The organism is Pseudomonas sp. F01002 (assembly GCF_004402115.1).
Taxonomy (GTDB): domain Bacteria; phylum Pseudomonadota; class Gammaproteobacteria; order Pseudomonadales; family Pseudomonadaceae; genus Aquipseudomonas; species Aquipseudomonas frigoris.
In genome coordinates, this window is the sequence record NZ_SOPU01000033.1 from 111,090 (window position 1) to 133,674 (window position 22,585).

The 22,585-nt window shown below is 59.6% G+C and carries 21 protein-coding genes; all 21 read left to right on the forward strand.

Annotated elements, in window-relative coordinates; all coding sequences use genetic code 11:
- Positions 1–85: 85 nt before the first annotated feature.
- Positions 86–1,456 carry an adenylosuccinate lyase gene (gene purB, locus E3W21_RS27115; protein WP_027925117.1) on the forward strand — a complete coding sequence of 457 codons (1,371 nt, stop codon included), beginning with the start codon at positions 86–88 and terminating at the stop codon, positions 1,454–1,456.
- A gap of 86 nt (positions 1,457–1,542) precedes the next feature.
- A complete protein-coding gene (locus E3W21_RS27120; RefSeq protein ID WP_134422638.1) occupies positions 1,543–2,712 on the forward strand; it encodes a cupin domain-containing protein in 1,170 nt (389 codons plus the stop codon).
- Positions 2,705–3,130, forward strand: coding sequence for a GNAT family N-acetyltransferase (locus E3W21_RS27125; protein ID WP_017339601.1), 426 nt, complete (start codon positions 2,705–2,707; stop codon positions 3,128–3,130). Before E3W21_RS27120 ends, E3W21_RS27125 begins: the two co-directional genes overlap by 8 nt.
- A 243-nt stretch (positions 3,131–3,373) precedes the next feature.
- Positions 3,374–4,135: a secretin N-terminal domain-containing protein gene (locus E3W21_RS27130; protein ID WP_134422640.1), complete on the forward strand. Its 762-nt coding sequence runs from the start codon at positions 3,374–3,376 to the stop codon at positions 4,133–4,135.
- Positions 4,136–4,633: 498 nt separating this feature from the next.
- Positions 4,634–5,959, forward strand: a complete 1,326-nt coding sequence (aceA, locus tag E3W21_RS27135; RefSeq protein ID WP_008032724.1) for an isocitrate lyase — start codon at positions 4,634–4,636, stop codon at positions 5,957–5,959.
- A 635-nt stretch (positions 5,960–6,594) separates the two neighbouring features.
- Positions 6,595–7,008 carry an NADH-quinone oxidoreductase subunit A gene (locus E3W21_RS27140; protein WP_003223812.1) on the forward strand — a complete coding sequence of 138 codons (414 nt, stop codon included), beginning with the start codon at positions 6,595–6,597 and terminating at the stop codon, positions 7,006–7,008.
- Positions 7,009–7,018: 10 nt separating this feature from the next.
- Positions 7,019–7,693: an NADH-quinone oxidoreductase subunit B family protein gene (locus E3W21_RS27145; protein ID WP_008146035.1), complete on the forward strand. Its 675-nt coding sequence runs from the start codon at positions 7,019–7,021 to the stop codon at positions 7,691–7,693.
- A gap of 72 nt (positions 7,694–7,765) precedes the next feature.
- Positions 7,766–9,550: an NADH-quinone oxidoreductase subunit C/D gene (gene nuoC / locus E3W21_RS27150; protein WP_008146037.1), complete on the forward strand. Its 1,785-nt coding sequence runs from the start codon at positions 7,766–7,768 to the stop codon at positions 9,548–9,550.
- Between the two features lie 2 nt (positions 9,551–9,552).
- Positions 9,553–10,050 (forward strand): NADH-quinone oxidoreductase subunit NuoE, encoded by a 498-nt coding sequence (nuoE, locus tag E3W21_RS27155; protein WP_008146039.1) that lies wholly within the window; start codon positions 9,553–9,555, stop codon positions 10,048–10,050.
- A complete protein-coding gene (gene nuoF / locus E3W21_RS27160) occupies positions 10,047–11,402 on the forward strand; it encodes an NADH-quinone oxidoreductase subunit NuoF (RefSeq protein ID WP_008146041.1) in 1,356 nt (451 codons plus the stop codon). The genes nuoE and nuoF overlap by 4 nt, the downstream gene beginning before the upstream one ends.
- Positions 11,403–11,539: 137 nt before the next feature.
- Positions 11,540–14,254 (forward strand): NADH-quinone oxidoreductase subunit NuoG, encoded by a 2,715-nt coding sequence (nuoG, locus tag E3W21_RS27165; RefSeq protein WP_134422642.1) that lies wholly within the window; start codon positions 11,540–11,542, stop codon positions 14,252–14,254.
- Positions 14,251–15,258 (forward strand): NADH-quinone oxidoreductase subunit NuoH, encoded by a 1,008-nt coding sequence (gene nuoH / locus E3W21_RS27170; protein WP_008146046.1) that lies wholly within the window; start codon positions 14,251–14,253, stop codon positions 15,256–15,258. Before nuoG ends, nuoH begins: the two co-directional genes overlap by 4 nt.
- A gap of 12 nt (positions 15,259–15,270) precedes the next feature.
- Entirely contained in the window at positions 15,271–15,816 is a 546-nt protein-coding gene (gene nuoI / locus E3W21_RS27175; RefSeq protein WP_019648466.1) for an NADH-quinone oxidoreductase subunit NuoI, read from the forward strand.
- A gap of 9 nt (positions 15,817–15,825) precedes the next feature.
- The gene (gene nuoJ, locus E3W21_RS27180; protein ID WP_129436912.1) at positions 15,826–16,329 is read left to right on the forward strand and encodes an NADH-quinone oxidoreductase subunit J; all 504 of its coding nucleotides are present in this window, start codon (positions 15,826–15,828) and stop codon (positions 16,327–16,329) included.
- A gap of 2 nt (positions 16,330–16,331) precedes the next feature.
- A complete protein-coding gene (gene nuoK, locus E3W21_RS27185) occupies positions 16,332–16,640 on the forward strand; it encodes an NADH-quinone oxidoreductase subunit NuoK (RefSeq protein WP_007940879.1) in 309 nt (102 codons plus the stop codon).
- Positions 16,637–18,490: an NADH-quinone oxidoreductase subunit L gene (gene nuoL / locus E3W21_RS27190; protein ID WP_129436913.1), complete on the forward strand. Its 1,854-nt coding sequence runs from the start codon at positions 16,637–16,639 to the stop codon at positions 18,488–18,490. Before nuoK ends, nuoL begins: the two co-directional genes overlap by 4 nt.
- A 39-nt stretch (positions 18,491–18,529) precedes the next feature.
- Positions 18,530–20,062, forward strand: a complete 1,533-nt coding sequence (gene nuoM / locus E3W21_RS27195) for an NADH-quinone oxidoreductase subunit M (RefSeq protein WP_134422644.1) — start codon at positions 18,530–18,532, stop codon at positions 20,060–20,062.
- 7 nt (positions 20,063–20,069) lie between these two features.
- Positions 20,070–21,533, forward strand: a complete 1,464-nt coding sequence (gene nuoN / locus E3W21_RS27200; RefSeq protein ID WP_033057078.1) for an NADH-quinone oxidoreductase subunit NuoN — start codon at positions 20,070–20,072, stop codon at positions 21,531–21,533.
- A 207-nt stretch (positions 21,534–21,740) separates the two neighbouring features.
- On the forward strand, positions 21,741–21,932 hold the full coding sequence (locus tag E3W21_RS32460) for a hypothetical protein (protein WP_371927166.1): 192 nt from the start codon (positions 21,741–21,743) through the stop codon (positions 21,930–21,932).
- On the forward strand, positions 21,932–22,171 hold the full coding sequence (locus tag E3W21_RS27210) for a type II toxin-antitoxin system Phd/YefM family antitoxin (RefSeq protein WP_134422712.1): 240 nt from the start codon (positions 21,932–21,934) through the stop codon (positions 22,169–22,171). The genes E3W21_RS32460 and E3W21_RS27210 overlap by 1 nt, the downstream gene beginning before the upstream one ends.
- A complete protein-coding gene (locus E3W21_RS27215; RefSeq protein WP_134422646.1) occupies positions 22,168–22,545 on the forward strand; it encodes a type II toxin-antitoxin system VapC family toxin in 378 nt (125 codons plus the stop codon). Before E3W21_RS27210 ends, E3W21_RS27215 begins: the two co-directional genes overlap by 4 nt.
- Positions 22,546–22,585: the final 40 nt, after the last annotated feature.

Genomic DNA, 22,585 nt, shown 5'->3' on the forward strand with positions numbered 1-22,585 from the left:
CGCTGGTCAGTTGGCAACGGACCGGCGGATTTTTTCATGTATGATACGCGCCCCATTTCGTTGCCCGACTGTCCGAGAACACCCCATGCAGCTTTCTTCGCTCACTGCGGTTTCCCCTGTTGACGGCCGCTACGCCGGCAAAACCCAGGCCCTGCGCCCAATTTTCAGCGAATACGGTCTGATCCGTGCTCGCGTTCTGGTTGAAGTGCGCTGGCTCCAGCGCCTGGCCGCTCACCCTGGCATCAGCGAAGTGCCGGCGTTTTCCGCCGAAGCCAACGCTGTGCTGAACACCCTGGCGGAAAACTTCGCTCTGGAGCACGCCGAGCGTGTCAAAGAGATCGAGCGCACCACTAACCACGACGTCAAAGCCATCGAATACCTGCTCAAAGAGCAAGCGGCCAAGCTGCCGGAACTGGCCGCTGTCAGCGAATTCATCCACTTTGCCTGCACTAGCGAGGACATCAACAACCTGTCCCACGCCCTGATGCTGCGCGAAGGCCGTGATGACGTGATGCTGCCGCTGATGCGCCAGACCGCCGAAGCCATCCGCGAACTGGCCATCCGTTTCGCTGACGTGCCGATGCTGTCGCGCACCCACGGTCAACCGGCCTCGCCGACCACCCTGGGCAAAGAGCTGGCAAACGTGGTTTACCGTCTGGAGCGTCAAATCGCTCAAGTCGCTGCCGTTCCGCTGCTGGGCAAGATCAACGGCGCTGTCGGCAACTACAACGCTCACCTGTCGGCCTACCCTGAGATCGACTGGGAAGAAAACGCCCGCGCCTTCATCGAAGACGAGCTGGGCCTGGGCTTCAACCCGTACACCACGCAGATCGAACCGCACGATTACATCGCCGAGCTGTTCGACGCGATCGCGCGCTTCAACACCATCCTGATCGACTTCGACCGCGACATCTGGGGCTACATCTCCCTGGGCTATTTCAAACAGCGCACCATCGCTGGCGAAATCGGTTCGTCGACCATGCCGCACAAGGTCAACCCGATCGACTTCGAAAACTCCGAAGGCAACCTGGGCATCGCCAACGCACTGTTCCAGCATTTGGCGAGCAAGCTGCCGATCTCCCGCTGGCAGCGCGACCTGACCGACTCCACCGTATTGCGCAACCTCGGTGTCGGCTTCGCCCACAGCGTGATCGCGTACGAAGCCAGTCTGAAAGGCATCAGCAAACTCGAGCTCAACGCTCAGAAGATTGCTGCCGACCTGGACGCTTGCTGGGAAGTATTGGCCGAGCCAATCCAGACCGTGATGCGTCGCTACAACATCGAAAATCCGTACGAAAAGCTGAAAGAGTTGACCCGTGGCAAGGGCATCAGCCCTGAAGCACTGCAAACTTTCATCGACGGTCTGGACATGCCAGCCGCGGCCAAGGCCGAGCTGAAACTGCTCACCCCGGCGAACTACATCGGCAACGCTGTAGAGCAAGCCAAACGCATCTGATCGACCGCTTCACCCTTTTGAGACGCCCGGCAGCGCCGGGCGTTTTTATTCCCGTCTGAAAAGTGCTTTTTTTCAATAGGTTACACATGAATCCTGACATTCCTCTTCAACTTCTGGGCGGCATCACGGCGCGCGAATTCCTGCGCGACTACTGGCAGAAAAAACCCCTGCTCATCCGTCAGGCGATTCCTGAATTCGAAAGCCCGATCGACGCCGACGAACTGGCCGGCCTGGCGCTGGAAGAGGAAGTCGAATCGCGCCTGGTGATCGAGCACGGCGAGCGCCCTTGGGAATTGCGCCGCGGCCCGTTCGCTGAAGACGAGTTCAGCAAACTGCCGGAACGCGACTGGACCCTGCTGGTACAAGCGGTCGACCAATTCGTGCCGGAAGTCAGCGAACTGCTGGAAAACTTCCGCTTTTTGCCAAGCTGGCGCGTCGACGACGTGATGATCAGCTTCGCCGCCCCGGGTGGCAGCGTGGGTCCGCACTTCGATAACTACGATGTGTTCCTGCTGCAAGGTCACGGCAAGCGCAACTGGAAAATCGGCCAGATGTGCGACTCCGAAAGCAAGCTGCTGCCACACGCCGACCTGCGCATCCTCGCCGACTTCGAAGCCACCGATGAGTGGGTTCTGGAACCGGGCGACATGCTTTACCTGCCGCCGCGTCTGGCACATTGCGGCGTTGCGGTGGATGACTGCATGACCTACTCGGTCGGCTTCCGCGCCCCGAGCGCCTCTGAAGTGCTGACTCACTTCACCGACTTCCTCAGCCAGTTCCTGACCGATGAAGAGCGTTACACCGATGCCGACGCGCTGCCGGCGGTTGATCCGCACCAGATTCAGCACGACGCCCTTGATCGCCTGAAAGCATTGCTGGCCGAGCACATGAGCGATGAGCGCCTGCTGCTGACCTGGTTCGGCCAGTACATGACCGAGCCGCGCTACCCGGAGCTGGTCGTCGGCCCGGAAGAAGTCGAAGAAGAAGACTTCCTCGCCAGCCTTGAACAAGGCGCCGTGCTGATCCGCAACCCGAGCGCACGCATGGCCTGGTCCGAAGTCGATGACGACCTGCTGCTGTTCGCCAGTGGCCAGAGCCGTTACCTGCCGGGCAAACTGCGCGAGCTGCTGAAACTGATCTGCGCCGCCGACGCCCTGCACACCGACAACCTCGGTGACTGGCTGAACGACGAAGACGGCCGCGGCCTGCTGTGCGAGCTGGTCAAGCAAGGCAGCCTGGGGTTCGCTGATGAATAAAATCCACGTTCGTGTCGCAGACTGGCAAAAGGACAACGCCGAGATCCGGCGCATTCGTGAGACGGTGTTCATCGCCGAGCAATCCGTTCCGCCTGAGCTGGAATGGGATGCTGATGACGCAACGGCGGTGCATTTTCTGGCCTTCGAAGGCGACTTTCCGATTGGCACCGCCCGCCTGCTGCCCGATGGCCACGTCGGCCGGGTGTCGGTGCTGAAAGACTGGCGCGGATTGAAAGTCGGCGATGCGCTGATGCAAGCGGTGATCGGTGAAGCCGAGAAGCGCGGACTGAAGCAGCAGATGCTGAGCGCACAGGTACAAGCCACGGCGTTCTATGAGCGCCTGGGCTTCAGCCTGGTCAGTGAGGAATTCCTGGAAGCAGGCATTCCGCATGTGGACATGGTAAGGCACTCAGCCTGACACCGAGGTGCCCTCATCGCGAGCAAGCTCGCTCCCACAGGGTTTTAGGTGTTGCCACAGAATGCAGCAACACCATTGATCCACTGTGGGAGCGAGCTTGCTCGCGATGAGGCCCGCAAGAACACACAAAACGCCCCGTCTTCAACCGATGCCGGGGCGTTTTGCTGTCTACGATTCAACTTGCCCCACGCCGGGCCGACAAACTGGCAATATCAACACTTCAAGATGTCGGAGATAACGGATATGTCCCTACGCACCCTGCTCACCACGTTGCTGCTGAGCTGCAGTTTTTCGGCCATGGCAGCCACCGAGATCGTGCCACTGAACTACCGTACCAGTGCCGACATGCTGCCGATGGCCCAGGATTTCATCGGCAAGGAGGGCCAGGTCAGCGCCTACGGCAACCAACTGATCGTCAATGCCGATCAGCGCAAGATCGACGAACTTAAAGCCTTGATCATGCAACTCGATGTGGCCGCCAAACGTCTGCTGATCACTGTCGACACCAACGAAAACAACTTCCAGGGCGATCAGGGTTACTCGGTAAACGGTGCGAAACCGAGCCAGACTCGCATCATCAACCGCAGCACCGACAGCCGTGACGGCGGGATTCAGCAGATCCAGGCCAGCGAAGGCGCGCCGGCACTGATCCAGGTCGGCCAAAGCGTCCCGCTCACCAGCACTCAGACCGATTCCTACGGCGACCTGCGCAGCAAGACCGAATACCGCAACGTCACCCAGGGTTTCTACGTCACCGCCAGCGTCACCGGCGACATCGTTCACTTGGCGATCAGTACCAATCGTGACCGCATGAGCCAGGAACGCCCCGATGTAGTGAATGTGCAAAGTACCGACACAACTGTCACAGGACGCTTGGGTGAATGGATCACCCTGGCCGGCATGAACCGCCAGACTCAGGCCGACAAACAGGGCCAGACCCGCAGCTACTCGACTCAGGGCCGGGATGACATGACCCTGCGGGTGAAAGTCGATACTTTGGACTAAACCACCGAAAACTGACTGATTAGTCGTATTAGACCAAAGATGTAGTGCCATAAAAAAAGCACTACAAAACGTTTGACGATACAAAAAAGCAAAGGCATGATGGCCTCGCTCCCGCTAATCAGGGGCCCTGGCAAGGGCCTTCGAGGCGCCGTTCGCACCAACCCCGCGAGCCGCTTCGTGTCTGTACCGCCCACAAGGTGTGTTTGACGAGGTTGCCGACTGGAACGAAGTTGTCCCGAGGGACGGAAGCGTAATTAGGTAACCCGGCTCCACACTGAAGTTCGTACCAAGGCCCACGACGCCCGAATGCGCTCGCCAGTTCGCCCTTACCTGCTCACTTCCCCTCGAGCCCATCGTTCATCCCGTCGCCTACCCCGCCGAATCCGACTTGACCACCTAAGCTTCTGGTCAGCGAGCAGCCTTTTACGCACGTCTTAATGCGTACTTGGCAGGAGCAGGAATTTTCCACCCCAGACCTATGCGACGAGGTTTATCTCCATGGCACTGACACGCGAACAGCAAATTGCAGCCCTCGAAAAAGATTGGGCTGAAAACCCACGCTGGAAAGGCGTGACACGCGCTTACTCCGCTGCTGACGTCGTCCGCCTGCGTGGCTCGGTTCAACCTGAGCACACCTTTGCAAAACTGGGCGCCGAGAAGCTCTGGAACCTGGTGACCCAGGGTGCCAAGCCGTCCTTCCGTCCTGAGAAAGATTTCGTCAACTGCATGGGCGCCCTGACCGGCGGCCAGGCTGTACAACAAGTTAAAGCCGGTATCCAGGCGATCTACCTGTCGGGCTGGCAAGTCGCTGCGGACAACAACTCCGCCGAATCGATGTACCCGGACCAGTCGCTGTACCCGGTGGATTCGGTTCCAACCGTGGTCAAGCGCATCAACAACTCGTTCCGTCGTGCTGACCAGATCCAGTGGAAAGCCGGTAAAGGCCCGGGCGACGAAGGCTACATCGACTACTTCGCTCCAATCGTGGCGGACGCTGAAGCCGGTTTCGGCGGCGTACTGAACGCTTACGAGCTGATGAAGAGCATGATCGAAGCAGGCGCCGCCGGTGTTCACTTCGAAGACCAACTGGCTTCCGTGAAAAAATGTGGCCACATGGGCGGCAAGGTACTGGTTCCTACCCAGGAAGCTGTACAGAAGCTGACCGCTGCCCGTCTGGCGGCTGACGTTGCCGGTACTCCGACCATCATCCTGGCTCGTACCGACGCTAACGCGGCTGACCTGCTGACTTCCGATTGCGACCCGTACGACCAGCCATTCGTGACTGGCGAACGTACCCAGGAAGGCTTCTACAAAGTGCGCGCTGGCCTGGACCAGGCGATCGCTCGCGGCCTGGCTTACGCTCCGTACGCCGATCTGATCTGGTGCGAAACCGCCAAGCCGGATCTGGACGAGGCTCGTCGCTTCGCTGAAGCGATCAAAAAGGAATACCCGGACCAACTGCTGTCGTACAACTGCTCGCCTTCCTTCAACTGGAAGAAAAACCTGGACGACGCGACCATCGCCAAGTTCCAGCGCGAACTGTCTGCCATGGGTTACAAGCACCAGTTCATCACCCTGGCCGGCATTCACAACATGTGGCACAGCATGTTCAACCTGGCGCACGACTACGCCCGTAACGACATGACCGCCTACGTGAAGCTGCAAGAGCAAGAGTTCGCTGACGCTGCCAAGGGTTACACCTTCGTGGCTCACCAGCAGGAAGTGGGCACCGGCTACTTCGACGACATGACCACTGTGATTCAAGGTGGCTCGTCTTCGGTAACCGCGCTGACCGGTTCGACTGAAGAAGAACAGTTCCACTGATCCGATTCGCCTGAGCAAACGGCCGTTGCGGACCGGATAGAAAGCTAACCGCAACGTCGCACATCTGACGCCCCGACTGGTTCGGGGCGTTTTTTTTGCCTGTGATTTCACAAACACCATCAATCCCTGTGGGAGCGGGCTTGCCCGCGATGGCGGAATGTCAAGTACAACTTCGACTGGACGGCCGCCATCGCGTGCAAGCTCGCTCCCACATGGATCAGATAACCGCGAGAAAATCATTGATCCAGAGCAGTTTTTCGATCAGGAAAAGAAGGTAAAACTACCCAGAGCGCTACTTGCAGTAACGCGCATATATGACAACTTTCTGGCCACCCACCCGTTAAACAGTTTAAAAACCACCTCAAACAATATTGATTATCATTTAGACGCAACTATGTTCGTTACATTCCCTACAAAACATAATTGATGAAATGCCAGCTAATGCCCGAACCGCATGGGCTACAGGGTTCTGGAGGTGCGCTATGTCCTTATTCCTATAAATAATTTCGCTATCTGAATTTTACTTGCACGGTGATGTGCCATAAAATCAGCGGGATTGATTGCTGCGACATATCGTCACTGCTTTGTTTCTTTTCAAGCTCAGAGACCTTTGCTCTCTGTTAAGGATTACCAGCATGCCCGAAGCGACAGGACTCATGGCCCACAACTGGGGCTTTGCCATTTTCCTTCTGGGCGTCGTCGGCCTTTGTGCCTTCATGCTCGGCGTCTCCAGCCTCCTCGGGTCAAAAGCCTGGGGCCGCAGCAAAAACGAACCGTTCGAATCCGGCATGCTACCTACAGGTGGCGCCCGTCTGCGGCTCTCAGCCAAATTCTATCTGGTCGCGATGCTCTTCGTGATCTTCGATATCGAAGCCCTTTTTCTCTTTGCCTGGTCTGTGTCCGTCCGCGAAAGCGGCTGGACCGGATTCGTCGAAGCTCTCGTTTTCATAGCAATTCTGTTGGCAGGCCTTGTCTACCTATTCCGAGTGGGCGCCCTTGACTGGGCTCCGGAAGCTCGTCGTAAGCGGCAAGCGAAGCTGAAACAATGAGGCTTTGGCAATGCAATACAATCTCACCAGGATCGACCCCGATGCTCCTAACGAGCAGTATCCGATTGGCGAACGGGAAACCGTTTCCGATCCGTTAGAAGATCAAGTCCACAAAAACATTTTCATGGGCAAGCTCGAAGACGTGCTTAACGGCACGATCAACTGGGGGCGCAAGAACTCCCTGTGGCCGTATAACTTCGGTCTTTCGTGCTGCTACGTGGAAATGACCACCGCCTTCACGGCGCCTCACGACATCGCGCGCTTTGGCGCCGAGGTTATCCGGGCATCGCCGCGTCAGGCGGATTTCATGGTTATCGCCGGTACCTGCTTCATCAAGATGGCGCCGATCATTCAGCGTCTCTACGAGCAAATGCTCGAACCTAAATGGGTTATCTCCATGGGTTCGTGCGCCAACTCCGGTGGCATGTACGACATCTACTCCGTCGTTCAAGGGGTGGACAAGTTCCTGCCCGTGGACGTCTACGTGCCTGGCTGCCCGCCCCGTCCTGAAGCTTTTCTGCAAGGCTTGATGCTGTTGCAGGAGTCCATTGGACAGGAGCGTCGTCCGCTTTCCTGGGTCGTTGGCGATCAAGGCGTATACCGCGCCGAGATGCCTTCGCAAAAGGAACAGCGCCGCGAACAGCGAATCGCAGTCACCAACCTGCGCAGCCCCGACGAAGTCTGATCCAGACCTGCTTCTTTTATAGAACGAGACACTGGCTTCATTCTTTACGTTGACCGAAAGCGATAAATAACCATGACTACAGGCAGTGCTCTGTACATCCCGCCTTATAAGGCAGACGACCAGGATGTGGTCGTCGAACTGAACAACCGTTTTGGCCCCGAGGCGTTCACCGCCCAGCCTACCCGCACCGGCATGCCGGTGCTTTGGGTTGCCCGCGCCAAACTCGTCGAAGTCCTGACCTTCCTGCGTAACCTGCCCAAGCCGTACGTCATGCTCTATGACCTGCACGGCGTGGACGAGCGTCTGCGCACCAAGCGTCAAGGGCTGCCAAGCGGCGCCGACTTCACTGTGTTCTATCACTTGATGTCGATCGAACGTAATAGTGACGTAATGATCAAGGTCGCCTTGTCCGAGAGCGACCTCAGCGTGCCGACCGTGACCGGCATCTGGCCGAACGCCAACTGGTACGAGCGTGAAGTGTGGGACATGTACGGCATCAACTTTGCCGGTCACCCGCACCTGACCCGCATCATGATGCCGCCGACCTGGGAAGGTCACCCGCTGCGCAAGGACTTCCCGGCCCGTGCCACCGAGTTCGACCCGTTCAGCCTGACCCTGGCCAAGCAACAGCTTGAAGAAGAAGCTGCGCGCTTCAAGCCTGAAGACTGGGGCATGAAGCGTTCCGGTGCGAACGAGGACTACATGTTCCTCAACCTCGGTCCTAACCACCCTTCCGCGCACGGTGCGTTCCGCATCATTCTGCAGCTGGACGGTGAAGAGATCGTCGATTGCGTGCCGGACGTCGGTTACCACCACCGTGGTGCCGAGAAGATGGCCGAGCGTCAGTCCTGGCACAGCTTCATTCCGTACACCGACCGTATCGACTACCTCGGCGGCGTGATGAACAACCTGCCGTACGTGCTCTCGGTCGAGAAGCTGGCCGGTATCAAGGTGCCTGAGAAGGTCGACGTCATCCGCATCATGATGGCCGAGTTCTTCCGGATCACCAGCCACCTGCTGTTCCTGGGGACTTACATCCAGGACGTCGGCGCCATGACCCCGGTGTTCTTCACGTTCACCGACCGTCAGAAGGCGTACACGGTGATCGAAGCCATTACCGGCTTCCGTCTGCACCCGGCCTGGTACCGCATCGGTGGCGTCGCTCACGACCTGCCGCGCGGCTGGGAAAAACTGGTGAAAGACTTCATCGAGTGGATGCCAAAGCGTCTGGACGAATACCAGAAAGCAGCACTGGACAACAGCATCCTGCGTGGCCGGACCATCGGCGTCGCCGCCTACAACACCAAAGAAGCCCTGGAATGGGGCGTCACCGGTTCCGGCCTGCGTTCGACCGGTTGCGATTTCGACCTGCGTAAAGCTCGCCCGTACTCCGGTTACGAGAACTTCGAATTCGAAGTGCCGCTGGCCGCCAATGGCGATGCCTACGACCGTTGCATCGTGCGTGTCGAAGAAATGCGCCAGAGCCTGAAGATCATCGAGCAGTGCATGCGCAACATGCCGGAAGGCCCGTACAAGGCGGATCACCCGCTAACCACGCCGCCGCCCAAAGAGCGCACCCTGCAGCACATCGAGACCCTGATCACGCACTTCCTGCAAGTTTCGTGGGGCCCGGTCATGCCGGCCAACGAATCCTTCCAGATGATCGAAGCGACCAAGGGCATCAACAGTTATTACCTGACGAGCGATGGCGGCACCATGAGCTACCGCACCCGGATTCGCACCCCAAGCTTCCCGCACCTGCAGCAGATCCCTTCGGTGATCAAAGGCAGCATGGTCGCGGACTTGATTGCGTACCTGGGTAGTATCGATTTCGTTATGGCCGACGTGGACCGCTAAGCATGAACAGCACGCTTATCCAGACAGACCGTTTCGCCCTGAGCGAAACCGAGCGCTCGGCCATCGAGCACGAGCTGCATCACTACGAAGACCCGCGCGCGGCGTCGATCGAAGCCCTGAAGATCGTCCAGAAGGAACGTGGCTGGGTGCCTGACGGCGCGCTCTACGCCATCGGCGAAATTCTTGGCATCCCGGCCAGCGACGTGGAAGGCGTGGCGACGTTCTATAGCCAGATCTTCCGTCAGCCGGTCGGCCGTCACATCATTCGCGTCTGCGACAGCATGGTCTGCTACATCGGCGGCCATGAATCCGTTGTCAGCGAAATCCAGAGCAATCTGGGCATCGGCCTGGGTCAGACCACCGCCGACGGTCGTTTCACCCTGCTGCCGGTCTGCTGCCTCGGCAACTGCGACAAGGCGCCGGCGTTGATGATCGACGACGACACTTTCGGTGATGTGCAGCCTGCCGGCGTTGCCAAATTGCTCGAGGGCTACGTATGACCCTGACTTCCTTCGGTCCAGCCAACCGCATCAAGCGTTCGGCCGAGACTCACCCGCTCACCTGGCGTCTGCGTGACGACGGCGAAGCTGTCTGGCTCGACGAGTACCAGGCCAAGAACGGTTACGCGGCTGCGCGCAAGGCTTTCGCCGACATGGCTCAGGACGACATCGTCCAGACCGTGAAAGACTCCGGTCTTAAAGGTCGCGGCGGTGCCGGCTTCCCCACGGGCGTGAAGTGGGGCCTGATGCCCAAAGACGAATCCATCAACATCCGCTATCTGCTGTGCAACGCGGACGAGATGGAACCGAACACCTGGAAAGACCGCATGTTGATGGAGCAACTGCCCCATCTGCTGATCGAAGGCATGCTGATCAGTGCTCGCGCGCTGAAAACCTACCGTGGCTACATCTTCCTGCGTGGCGAATACACCACCGCCGCCAAGCACCTGAACCGTGCAGTGGAAGAAGCCAAGGCAGCGGGCCTTTTGGGTAAAAACATTCTGGGCAGCGGCTTCGATTTCGAGCTGTTCGTCCACACCGGCGCCGGACGTTACATCTGCGGTGAAGAAACCGCACTGATCAACTCCCTCGAAGGCCGCCGCGCCAACCCGCGCTCCAAGCCGCCCTTCCCTGCGGCCGTTGGCGTGTGGGGCAAGCCGACCTGCGTGAACAACGTTGAAACCCTGTGCAACGTGCCGGCGATCATTGCCGACGGCGTGGACTGGTACAAATCGTTGGCCCGCGAAGGCAGTGAAGACATGGGCACCAAGCTCATGGGCTTCTCCGGCAAGGTCAAGAACCCGGGCCTGTGGGAATTGCCGTTCGGCGTCACCGGTCGCGAGTTGTTCGAAGACTACGCCGGCGGCATGCGCGACGGTTACAAGCTCAAGTGCTGGCAGCCAGGTGGCGCCGGTACCGGTTTCCTGTTGCCGGAACACCTGGACGCACAAATGTACGCCGGCGGCATCGCCAAAGTGGGCACCCGTATGGGTACCGGCCTGGCCATGGCGGTGGACGACAGCGTCAACATGGTTTCCCTGTTGCGCAACATGGAAGAGTTCTTCTCCCGCGAATCCTGTGGCTTCTGCACCCCGTGCCGTGACGGTTTGCCGTGGAGCGTCAAGCTTCTACGCGCGATCGAGAACGGTGAAGGGCAAGCCGGCGATATCGAGACCCTGCTGGGTCTGGTCGGCTTCCTCGGCCCGGGCAAGACCTTCTGTGCTCACGCACCGGGCGCCGTGGAGCCGTTGGGCAGCGCAATCAAATACTTCCGCCATGAGTTCGAAGCCGGCATCGCGCCTACCAGCGCCGTCGTCCCGCCTCTGGCAAGGCCGATCGTAGTCGGCGCGTAAACGCTTAAAAAAGCGAAGGGTCCGTGCCCTTCGCTTTGTCGTGTGATGACGCCGCAAGCGGCTGTGTTGATTCACGCGAATAACAAGATTCCATTAGCCACGCCCGCTGACACCGGGCCAACGAAGAACTTTGAACCATGGCCACTATCCACGTAGACGGCAAAGAGCTCGAAGTCGATGGGGCAGACAACCTGTTACAGGCATGTCTGTCGCTAGGCCTCGATATCCCTTATTTCTGCTGGCACCCAGCCCTAGGCAGCGTTGGCGCTTGCCGCCAGTGCGCGGTCAAGCAGTACACCGACGAGAACGACAAGCGTGGTCGGATCGTCATGTCCTGCATGACCCCCGCCACCGACGGCAGCTGGATCTCCATCGACGACGAAGAAGCGAAAGTGTTTCGCGCCAGCGTCGTCGAATGGCTGATGACCAACCACCCTCACGACTGCCCGGTCTGTGAAGAAGGCGGTCACTGCCACCTGCAAGACATGACCGTGATGACCGGCCACAACGAGCGCCGTTATCGCTTCACCAAGCGTACCCACCAGAACCAGGATCTCGGCCCGTTCATCGGTCACGAAATGAACCGCTGCATCGCCTGCTACCGCTGCGTGCGCTTCTATAAGGACTACGCCGGCGGCACCGATCTCGGTGTGTTCGGCGCCCACGACAACGTGTACTTCGGTCGCGTTGAAGACGGCACCCTGGAAAGCGAGTTCTCCGGCAACCTCACCGAGGTCTGCCCGACCGGTGTGTTCACCGACAAGACTCACTCCGAGCGCTACAACCGCAAGTGGGACATGCAGTTCTCGCCGAGCATCTGCCATGGCTGCTCCAGCGGTTGCAACATCTCCCCGGGCGAGCGCTACGGTGAACTGCGTCGTATCGAAAACCGTTTCAACGGTTCGGTAAACCAGTACTTCCTGTGCGACCGTGGCCGTTTCGGCTATGGCTACGTCAACCGCAAGGATCGCCCGCGTCAGGCATTACTGGCCAACGGCGCCAAGCTGACCCTCGACGAAGCGCTGGATAAAGCCGCCGACCTGCTGCGCGGTCGCAACATCGTCGGTATCGGTTCGCCGCGTGCCAGCCTCGAAAGCAACTACGCGTTGCGCGAGCTGGTCGGTGCCGAGCACTTCTACTCCGGTATCGAAGCCGCCGAGCTGGAACGCATTCGTCTGGTCATGCAGGTGCTCAAAGACAGCCCGCTGCCGATCCCGAACATGCGCGACATCGAAGACCACGATGCGATCTTCGTCCTCGGTGAAGACCTGACCCAGACCGCTGCGCGTATGGCCCTGTCCCTGCGTCAATCGGTCAAAGGCAAAGCCGAAGACATGGCCGACGCCATGCGCGTTCAGCCTTGGCTCGACGCCGCCGTGAAGAACATCGGTCAGAACGCTCTGAACCCGCTGTTCATCGCCAGCCTGGCTGAAACCAAGCTCGACGACATCGCTGAAGAATGCGTTCACGCTGCGCCAGACGACCTGGCCCGCATCGGTTTCGCCGTGGCTCACGCCCTCGACGCCAGCGCGCCTGCCGTTGAAGGTCTGGACGCTGAAGCCCTCGAGCTGGCCAAGCGCATTGCCGACGCCCTGCTCGCCGCCAAGCGTCCGCTGATCATTGCCGGTACCTCGTTGGGTTCCAAGGCGCTGATCGAAGCCGCGGCAAACATCGCCAAGGCCCTGAAGCTGCGCGAGAAGAACGGCTCCATTAGCCTGATCGTGCCAGAGGCCAACAGCCTCGGCCTGGCCATGCTCGGTGGCGACTCGGTCGATGCCGCGCTGCAAGCGGTGATCGACGGCAAAGCCGACGCTATCGTCGTGCTGGAAAACGATCTGTACACCCGAACTGACAAAGCCAAGGTCGATGCTGCCCTGAACGCCGCGAAAGTGGTGATCGTGGCGGACCATCAGAAGACCGCCACCAGCGATCGCGCGCACCTGGTTCTGCCAGCCGCCAGCTTCGCTGAAGGCGACGGTACGCTGGTCAGCCAGGAAGGCCGCGCCCAGCGCTTCTTCCAGGTCTTCGACCCGACTTACCTCGACGCAAGCATCATGGTTCACGAAGGCTGGCGCTGGCTGCATGCCCTGCGCGCCACCCTGTTGAACCAGCCGATCGACTGGACCCAACTGGACCACGTCACCGCTGCCTGCGCCGCCAGCACTCCGCAACTGGCCGGCATTGTCAGCGCCGCACCGTCCGCCGCGTTCCGCATCAAAGGCCTGAAACTGGCTCGCGAACCGCTGCGTTACTCCGGTCGTACCGCCATGCGCGCCGACATCAGCGTGCACGAACCGCGTACTTCCCAGGACAACGACACCGCGTTCTCGTTCTCCATGGAAGGTTACTCGGGCTCGGTCGAACCGCGCCAGCAAGTGCCATTCGCCTGGTCTCCGGGCTGGAACTCGCCGCAAGCCTGGAACAAGTTCCAGGACGAAGTCGGTGGTCACATCCGCGCTGGCGACCCGGGCACCCGCCTGATCGAAAGCACCGGTGACTCGCTGAACTGGTTCGCCAGTGTTCCTCGCGCGTTCAACCCGGCTCCGGGCACCTGGCAGGTTGTGCCGTTCTTCCACCTGTTCGGCAGCGAAGAGAACTCTTCCAAAGCCGCACCGGTTCAGGAACGCATCCCGGCCGCTTACGTGTCGCTGGCCAAATCCGAAGCCGACCGTCTGGGTGTCAATGACGGCGCCCTGCTGAGCTTGAGCGTTGCTGGCCAGACCCTGCGTCTGCCGCTGCGCATCAACGAAGAGCTGGGTGCCGGTCTGGTCGCATTGCCGGCCGGTATCGCCGGCATTCCACCAGCGATCTTTGGCAAATCCGTTGACGGTCTGCAGGAGGCAGCTCAATGACCTGGTTCACGCCTGAAGTGATTGACGTGATCATCGCGGTCCTCAAGGCCATCGTGATTCTGCTCGCCGTCGTGGTGTGCGGCGCGCTGCTGAGCTGGGTCGAGCGTCGTCTGCTCGCCCTCTGGCAGGACCGTTACGGTCCGAACCGCGTCGGCCCGTTCGGCGCGTTCCAGATTGCGGCCGACATGATCAAGATGTTCTTCAAGGAAGACTGGACCCCGCCGTTCGCCGACAAGGTGATCTTCACCTTGGCACCGGTTGTGGCCATGAGCGCCTTGCTGATTGCCTTCGCGATCATCCCGATCACCCCGACCTGGGGTGTGGCGGACATCAACATCGGCATCCTGTTCTTCTTCGCCATGGCCGGTCTGTCGGTCTACGCGGTGCTGTTCGCCGGCTGGTCGAGTAACAACAAGTTCGCCCTGTTGGGCAGCTTGCGGGCCTCGGCGCAAACCGTGTCGTACGAAGTGTTCATGGGCCTGTCGCTGATGGGCATCGTGATCCAGGTTGGCTCGTTCAACATGCGCGACATCGTTGAATACCAGGCGCAGAACCTGTGGTTCGTCATTCCGCAGATCTTCGGTTTCCTGACCTTCTTCATCGCCGGCGTCGCCGTGACTCACCGTCACCCGTTCGACCAGCCGGAAGCGGAGCAGGAACTGGCTGACGGTTACCACATTGAATACGCCGGCATGAAATGGGGCATGTTCTTCGTCGGTGAGTACATCGGCATCGTGTTGATTTCGGCGCTGCTGGTGACCCTGTTCTTCGGTGGCTGGCACGGTCCGTTTGGCATTCTGCCGCAGATCCCGTTCATCTGGTTCGCACTGAAAACCGCGTTCTTCATCATGTTCTTCATCCTGCTGCGCGCCTCGATTCCGCGCCCACGGTATGACCAAGTGATGGATTTCAGCTGGAAGTTCTGCCTGCCGCTGACCCTCGTCAACATGCTGGTGACCGCTGCGATCGTGTTGCTCAACACGCCCGCCGTCGCGGCTCAGTGAGGATAGAGAATCATGAAGTACATATTTGACATCGTGCATGGCTTCTTCACCCAGCTTCGCAGCCTGGTGATGATCTTCGGCCACGCCTTCCGCAAACGCGACACGCTGCAATACCCGGAAGAGGCGGTGTACCTGCCGCCGCGCTTCCGTGGCCGTATCGTGTTGACCCGCGACCCCGACGGCGAAGAGCGTTGTGTAGCCTGCAACTTGTGCGCCGTGGCGTGCCCGGTCGGTTGCATCTCGCTGCAGAAAGCTGAAACCGATGACGGTCGCTGGTACCCCGAGTTTTTCCGTATCAACTTCTCGCGCTGCATTTTCTGCGGCCTCTGCGAGGAAGCCTGCCCGACCACCGCGATCCAGCTGACACCGGATTTCGAGATGGCCGAGTTCAAACGTCAGGACCTGGTGTACGAGAAAGAAGATCTGTTGATCTCCGGCCCCGGCAAAAACCCTGATTACAACTTCTATCGTGTTGCAGGTATGGCGATTGCCGGTAAGCCGAAAGGCGCCGCGCAGAATGAAGCCGAACCGATCAACGTGAAGAGCTTGCTGCCTTAAGGAAGAAAGATGGAATTCGCTTTCTATTTCGCATCGGGTATCGCTGTTGTGTCCACGCTTCGCGTGATCACCAACACCAACCCTGTGCACGCCCTGCTCTACCTGATCATTTCGCTGATTGCCGTGGCGATGACGTTTTTCGCCCTCGGCGCGCCGTTCGCCGGCGTGCTGGAAGTGATCGCCTACGCTGGCGCCATCATGGTGCTGTTCGTGTTCGTGGTGATGATGCTGAACCTGGGCCCCGCCTCGGTTCAGCAAGAGCGCGTCTGGCTCAAGCCCGGCATCTGGCTCGGCCCGGTCGCACTCGGCACCCTGCTGCTGGTTGAACTGCTGTACGTGCTGTTCAGCCACTCCAGCGGTCAGGCCATCGGCCACACCTCCGTAGACGCCAAGGCCGTGGGCATCAGCCTGTTCGGTCCTTATCTGCTGGTGGTCGAACTCGCCTCGATGTTGCTGCTCGCCGCAGCCGTCACGGCGTTCCACTTGGGCCGCAACGAAGCCAAGGAGCAATGACGATGCCTGCTATCCCTTTGGAGCATGGTCTGGCGGTCGCCGGCATCCTGTTCTGCCTCGGTCTGGTCGGTTTGATGGTCCGCCGCAACATTCTCTTCGTGCTGATGAGCCTGGAGGTCATGATGAATGCCTCCGCACTGGCCTTCATCGTTGCCGGTAGCCGCTGGGCGCAGCCGGATGGACAGATCATGTTCATCCTGGTGATCAGCCTGGCAGCCGCCGAGGCCAGTATTGGCCTGGCGATTCTGTTGCAGCTGTATCGCCGCTTCCACACTCTCGATATCGACGCTGCCAGCGAGATGCGCGGATGAATCTTCTCTATCTGACTTTCGTATTCCCACTCATAGGTTTCCTGCTGCTGGCGTTTTCACGCGGTCGCTTCTCGGAAAACCTATCGGCGCTGATTGGCGTCGGTTCCATCGGCTTGTCTGCCATCGTCACGGCTTATGTGATCTGGCAGTTCAACGTTGCGCCACCTGAAGGCGGTCACTACACCCAGGTGTTGTGGCAGTGGATGGCGGTGGAAGGCTTTACGCCTAACTTCGCGCTGTACCTGGATGGTCTGTCCCTGACCATGCTCGGTGTGGTGGTCGGCGTTGGCTTCCTGATCCACCTGTTCGCGTCCTGGTACATGCGCGGTGAAGCCGGTTACTCGCGCTTCTTCGCCTACACCAACCTGTTTATTGCCAGCATGTTGTTCCTGGTGCTGGGCGATAACCTGTTGTTCCTGTACTTCGGTTGGGAAGGCGTGGGCCTGTGCTCGTACCTGTTGATCGGTTTCTACTACAGCAACCGCAACAACGGTAACGCGGCACTGAAAGCCTTCATCGTCACCCGTATCGGCGACGTGTTCATGGCCATCGGCCTGTTCATCCTGTTCGCGCAATTGGGCACGCTGAACATCCAGGAACTGCTGGTGCTGGCGCCACAGAAATTCCAGGCTGGCGACTTCTGGATGGTCATGGCCACCCTGATGCTGCTGGGCGGCGCTGTCGGTAAATCCGCGCAACTGCCGCTGCAAACCTGGCTGGCGGACGCGATGGCCGGTCCTACTCCGGTTTCGGCACTGATCCACGCCGCAACCATGGTGACCGCCGGTGTTTACCTGATCGCCCGTACTCACGGCCTCTTTGCCCTGGCGCCGGATATCCTGCACCTCGTCGGCATCGTCGGCGGTGTGACCCTGGTACTCGCCGGTTTTGCCGCACTGGTTCAGACCGACATCAAACGTATCCTCGCCTACTCGACCATGAGCCAGATCGGCTACATGTTCCTGGCACTGGGCGTTGGCGCGTGGGATGGCGCGATCTTCCACCTGATGACCCACGCCTTCTTCAAGGCGCTGCTGTTCCTTGCGTCCGGTGCGGTGATCGTTGCCTGCCATCACGAGCAGAACATCTTCAAGATGGGCGGCCTGTGGAAAAAACTGCCACTGGCCTACGCCAGCTTCATCGTCGGCGGCGCGGCTCTGTCGGCCCTGCCACTGGTGACCGCAGGTTTCTACTCCAAAGACGAAATCCTTTGGGAAGCGTTCGCCAGCGGCAACCACGGTCTGCTTTACGCAGGTCTGGTCGGTGCGTTCATGACGTCGCTGTACACCTTCCGCCTGATCTTCATCGCGTTCCACGGTGAAGTGAAGACCGAAGCGCACGCCGGTCACGGCATCGCTCACTGGCTGCCACTGTCGGTGCTGATCGTGTTGTCCACCGCCATTGGCGCGATGATCGTTCCACCGCTGCACGGCGTGCTGCCGGAAAGCGTCGGCCATGCCGGCGGCGAAGCCAAGCACAGTCTGGAAATCGCATCGGGCGCCATCGCCCTGTCCGGTATCCTGCTGGCCGCGCTGCTGTTCCTCGGCAAGCGTCGTTTCGTCACTGCAATCGCCAACAGCGGCATCGGCCGCTTCCTTTCGGCCTGGTGGTTCGCTGCCTGGGGCTTCGACTGGATCTACGACAAACTGTTCGTCAAGCCATACCTTGCGATCAGCCACGCACTGCGCAGAGACCCGCTCGACCAGACCATCGGTCTGATCCCGCGTATGGCCAAAGGCGGCCACACCGCCCTGAGCCGTACCGAAACCGGTCAACTGCGTTGGTACGCGGCATCGATGGCAGCCGGCTCCGTGCTGGTCATCGGCGCCATCGTGCTGGTAGCGGTCTGATATGAACCTTGCGAACTTGCGAAAGGAATTGAGCCCGTCATGATTCTGCCTTGGCTAATCCTGATCCCCTTCATCGGCGGCCTGCTGTGCTGGATGGGTGAGCGCTTCGGCGCTACCCTCCCCCGCTGGATTGCGCTGTTGACCATGACCCTGGAACTCGCGCTCGGCCTCTGGCTGTGGGCCCACGGTAATTATTCATTTGCTCCGGCACCTGACGCCGATCCGACCTGGGTGCTTGAGTTCAAGCACATCTGGATCGAGCGCTTCGGCATCAGCGTGCACCTGGCCCTCGACGGCCTGTCGCTGTTGATGATCCTGCTGACCGGTCTGCTGGGTATCCTCTCGGTACTCTGCTCGTGGAAAGAGATCCAGCGTCACGTTGGCTTCTTCCACTTGAACCTGATGTGGATCCTGGGCGGTGTCGTCGGCGTGTTCCTCGCCCTCGACCTGTTCATGTTCTTCTTCTTCTGGGAAATGATGCTGGTGCCGATGTACTTCCTCATCGCACTCTGGGGTCACAGCTCTTCGGACGGCAAGAAAACCCGGATCTACGCGGCGACCAAGTTCTTCATCTTCACTCAGGCTTCCGGCCTGATCATGTTGGTGGCGATCCTGGGTCTGGTCCTGGTCAACTTCAACGACACCGGCGTGATTACCTTCAACTACGCCGACCTGTTGAAAACCAAGATGTCGCTGACCACCGAGTACATCCTGATGCTCGGCTTCTTCATCGCCTTCGCGGTGAAACTGCCGGTGGTGCCGTTCCACTCCTGGTTGCCTGACGCTCACGCCCAGGCACCGACCGCGGGTTCGGTCGACCTGGCCGGTATCTTGCTGAAAACGGCGGCTTACGGTCTGCTGCGTTTCGCCCTGCCGCTGTTTCCGAATGCCTCGGCCGAGTTCGCGCCGTTCGCCATGACCCTGGGTCTGATCGGGATCTTCTACGGTGCGTTCCTGGCCTTCGCCCAAACCGACATCAAGCGTCTGATCGCCTACTCCTCCGTTTCCCACATGGGTTTCGTGTTGATCGGCATCTACTCCGGCAGCCAACTGGCACTGCAGGGCGCGGTCATGCAGATGCTGGCGCACGGCCTGTCGGCGGCGGCACTCTTTATCCTCAGTGGTCAACTGTACGAGCGCACTCACACCCGCGACATGCGTGAGATGGGTGGCCTGTGGTCGAAGATTGCTTACCTGCCGGCCGTCAGCCTGTTCTTCGCAGCTGCGTCCCTGGGCTTGCCGGCTACCGGTAACTTTGTGGGTGAGTTCCTGATCCTGATCGGCACGTTCCCGAGCGCTCCATTGATCACTATCCTCGCGACGTCCGGTCTGGTGTTCGGTTCGGTCTACTCGCTGATCATGATCCACCGTGCCTACTTCGGCCCGTCCAAATCGGACGCGGTGCTGCATGGCATGGATGGTCGCGAACTGATCATGGTGGTCGGTCTGGCAGCGTTGCTGATTTTCATCGGCGTGTACCCGCAACCGTTCCTCGATACCTCTGCCGCGACGATGCATGGCGTGCAGCAATGGCTCGGCACCGCCTTCACTCAACTCGCTTCGGCCCGGTAAGAGCGCTATGGAATTCACGACTCAACACTTTATCGCGCTTGCGCCGTTGTTGATCACCAGCGCCACGATCATCGTGGTGATGCTGGCAATCGCCTGGCGCCGCAACCACTCGCAGACCTTCCTGATTTCCGTGGCGGGTCTGAACCTGGCGTTGCTGTCGATCCTGCCAGCCCTGAAAGTCGCGCCTCTGGCCGTGACTCCACTGCTGCAAATCGACACCTTCGCTTGCTTGTACATGGCGCTGATCCTGGTCGCCACCCTTGCTTGTGTGACCCTCGCCCACGCCTACCTCGGCGATGGCGGTTCGGGTTACCCGGGCAACCGTGAAGAACTTTACCTGCTGATCCTGATGGCCGCCGCCGGTGGCCTGGTACTGGTCAGCGCGCAGCACCTGGCCGGGTTGTTCATCGGTCTGGAACTGCTCTCGGTACCGGTCTACGGTCTGGTGGCTTATGCCTTCTTCAACAAGCGTTCGCTGGAAGCCGGTATCAAGTACATGGTGCTGTCGGCCGCCGGTTCCGCGTTCCTGTTGTTCGGCATGGCCCTGCTTTATGCCGACTCCGGCAGCCTGAGCTTCGTCGGCATCGGCCAGGCCCTCGCGGCCACCGGCCTGCCAAGCTCGCTGGCGCAACTGGGCCTGGGCATGATGCTGATCGGTCTGGCGTTCAAGCTGTCGCTGGTACCGTTCCACCTCTGGACCCCGGACGTTTACGAAGGTGCTCCGGCACCGGTGGCCGCGTTCCTGGCCACCGCTTCGAAAGTCGCTGTGTTCGCAGTGATGGTGCGTCTGTTCCAGATCTCGCCCGCGGCGAGCAGCGGTGTACTGAGCGACGTGCTGACCATCATTGCCATCGCGTCGATCCTGTTCGGTAACCTGCTGGCACTGACCCAGAGCAACCTCAAGCGTCTGCTGGGCTACTCGTCCATCGCTCACTTCGGTTACCTGCTGATCGCCCTGGTGGCGAGCAAGGGTCTGGCCGTGGAAGCCATCGGCGTGTACCTGGTCACCTACGTGATCACCAGCCTCGGCGCGTTCGGCGTAATCACCCTGATGTCCTCGCCGTACAACGGCCGTGACGCGGATGCCCTGTACGAATACCGCGGCCTGTTCTGGCGCCGTCCGTACCTGACCGCCGTACTGACCGTGATGATGCTGTCCCTGGCCGGTATCCCGCTGACCGCAGGCTTCATCGGCAAGTTCTACATCATCGCTACCGGCGTCGAGTCGCACCAATGGTGGCTTGTCGGTTCCCTGGTACTGGGCAGCGCCATCGGCGTCTTCTACTACCTGCGTGTGATGGTCACCCTGTACCTGATCGAACCGAACCTGCGTCGCCATGATGCGCAACTGCACTGGGAACAACGTGCAGGTGGCGTGATGCTGCTGGCCATCGCTGCACTGGCGTTCTTCCTCGGTCTGTATCCGCAGCCGTTGCTGGTCCTGGTTCAGCAGGCGGGGTTGGCAGGTTGATCGCTTAAGCGACACTCGGTAGAAAACAGAAACGGCACCTTCGGGTGCCGTTTTTGCGTTTGTACGATTTGTTACCGCTGCACTCCCCTCCTCTCGCTATCCCCGAAAGCTCTCGCCGGACTATCCGCCTCGTCCTACAGCCAGCATTGAGCACTTGGCTCTATCTTGAGTGGCTGCTGGATAGAGCAATCGAGGCGAGAACAAATAATGAAACGTGACATCTTTTTAGAATTGGTAGAAGGCTTCGAGGCCTTGGCCGCTGAGCGCCAAGGTAAAGTCTCGCTACTACACCCAAAAGCGAAAGCCGCCAAACTAGCCTCCGTCATCAATGAGGAACCACACAACTTTGCCGCCGCCAAAAATTCTGGCTATATTTGTCCAGAATACGGGGACACATGATGATCATCGTTCCGTTGGCAGAAGCAAAAAACAATCTATCTAAACTCGTCGATGACGCCGCCGCGGGACAGGTCATCACGATTACTAAACATGGTCGGGCACTTGCCCGCCTCGTTCCCGTGGGAAAACCCTGCGGACAGCGTCTCGGAGCAATGAAAGGCAAACTGGTACTGCCCGAAGAGTTCGACGCCCCATTGCCGGACGACATGCTTGATGCTTTTGAAGGCGCTCAAGAATGAGGCTTCTGCTCGACACGCACATTTTGCTCTGGACGCTCAGTGATGACTCCAGGCTATCCGGCAAAGCCAGAACGCTAATTGAGAACGCTGCTGATATTTACGTCAGCGCAGCGACATTCTGGGAGATGGCGATCAAGGTCGGGCTGGGAAAGCTGAACGTTGACCTGGAAGAAATCCGGCAGTACTGCCTCGAAAGCGGGTTCATCGAACTGCCGGTGACTTCGGAACATGCCATCGCCGTAAAAGACCTCGAACATCACCATCGCGACCCGTTCGACCGCCTTATTGTTGCAACCGCCATGACAGAGCCGATGAAACTGCTCACCGCGGACCCGTTGGTTGCCAGGTACACAGATTTAGCAATCCTGGTTTAACCGGCCACCTCTTCCCTATCCTCCCCTGATATTGGAAAGG

Bases quoted from the DNA above. Each gene is read 5' to 3' on its own strand.
- E3W21_RS27120 (WP_134422638.1), top strand. From the start codon at position 1,543: ATGAATCCTGACATTCCTCTTCAACTTCTGGGCGGCATCACGGCGCGC.
- nuoF (WP_008146041.1), top strand. From the start codon at position 10,047: ATGACCCTGACTTCCTTCGGTCCAGCCAACCGCATCAAGCGTTCGGCC.
- E3W21_RS27145 (WP_008146035.1), top strand. From the start codon at position 7,019: ATGCAATACAATCTCACCAGGATCGACCCCGATGCTCCTAACGAGCAG.
- E3W21_RS27130 (WP_134422640.1), top strand. From the start codon at position 3,374: ATGTCCCTACGCACCCTGCTCACCACGTTGCTGCTGAGCTGCAGTTTT.
- E3W21_RS32460 (WP_371927166.1), top strand. From the start codon at position 21,741: ATGAAACGTGACATCTTTTTAGAATTGGTAGAAGGCTTCGAGGCCTTG.
- nuoN (WP_033057078.1), top strand. From the start codon at position 20,070: ATGGAATTCACGACTCAACACTTTATCGCGCTTGCGCCGTTGTTGATC.
- nuoG (WP_134422642.1), top strand. From the start codon at position 11,540: ATGGCCACTATCCACGTAGACGGCAAAGAGCTCGAAGTCGATGGGGCA.
- nuoL (WP_129436913.1), top strand. From the start codon at position 16,637: ATGAATCTTCTCTATCTGACTTTCGTATTCCCACTCATAGGTTTCCTG.
- nuoJ (WP_129436912.1), top strand. From the start codon at position 15,826: ATGGAATTCGCTTTCTATTTCGCATCGGGTATCGCTGTTGTGTCCACG.
- nuoH (WP_008146046.1), top strand. From the start codon at position 14,251: ATGACCTGGTTCACGCCTGAAGTGATTGACGTGATCATCGCGGTCCTC.
- nuoE (WP_008146039.1), top strand. From the start codon at position 9,553: ATGAACAGCACGCTTATCCAGACAGACCGTTTCGCCCTGAGCGAAACC.
- nuoI (WP_019648466.1), top strand. From the start codon at position 15,271: ATGAAGTACATATTTGACATCGTGCATGGCTTCTTCACCCAGCTTCGC.
- E3W21_RS27140 (WP_003223812.1), top strand. From the start codon at position 6,595: ATGCCCGAAGCGACAGGACTCATGGCCCACAACTGGGGCTTTGCCATT.
- E3W21_RS27210 (WP_134422712.1), top strand. From the start codon at position 21,932: ATGATCATCGTTCCGTTGGCAGAAGCAAAAAACAATCTATCTAAACTC.
- aceA (WP_008032724.1), top strand. From the start codon at position 4,634: ATGGCACTGACACGCGAACAGCAAATTGCAGCCCTCGAAAAAGATTGG.
- E3W21_RS27215 (WP_134422646.1), top strand. From the start codon at position 22,168: ATGAGGCTTCTGCTCGACACGCACATTTTGCTCTGGACGCTCAGTGAT.
- nuoM (WP_134422644.1), top strand. From the start codon at position 18,530: ATGATTCTGCCTTGGCTAATCCTGATCCCCTTCATCGGCGGCCTGCTG.
- nuoC (WP_008146037.1), top strand. From the start codon at position 7,766: ATGACTACAGGCAGTGCTCTGTACATCCCGCCTTATAAGGCAGACGAC.
- nuoK (WP_007940879.1), top strand. From the start codon at position 16,332: ATGCCTGCTATCCCTTTGGAGCATGGTCTGGCGGTCGCCGGCATCCTG.
- E3W21_RS27125 (WP_017339601.1), top strand. From the start codon at position 2,705: ATGAATAAAATCCACGTTCGTGTCGCAGACTGGCAAAAGGACAACGCC.
- purB (WP_027925117.1), top strand. From the start codon at position 86: ATGCAGCTTTCTTCGCTCACTGCGGTTTCCCCTGTTGACGGCCGCTAC.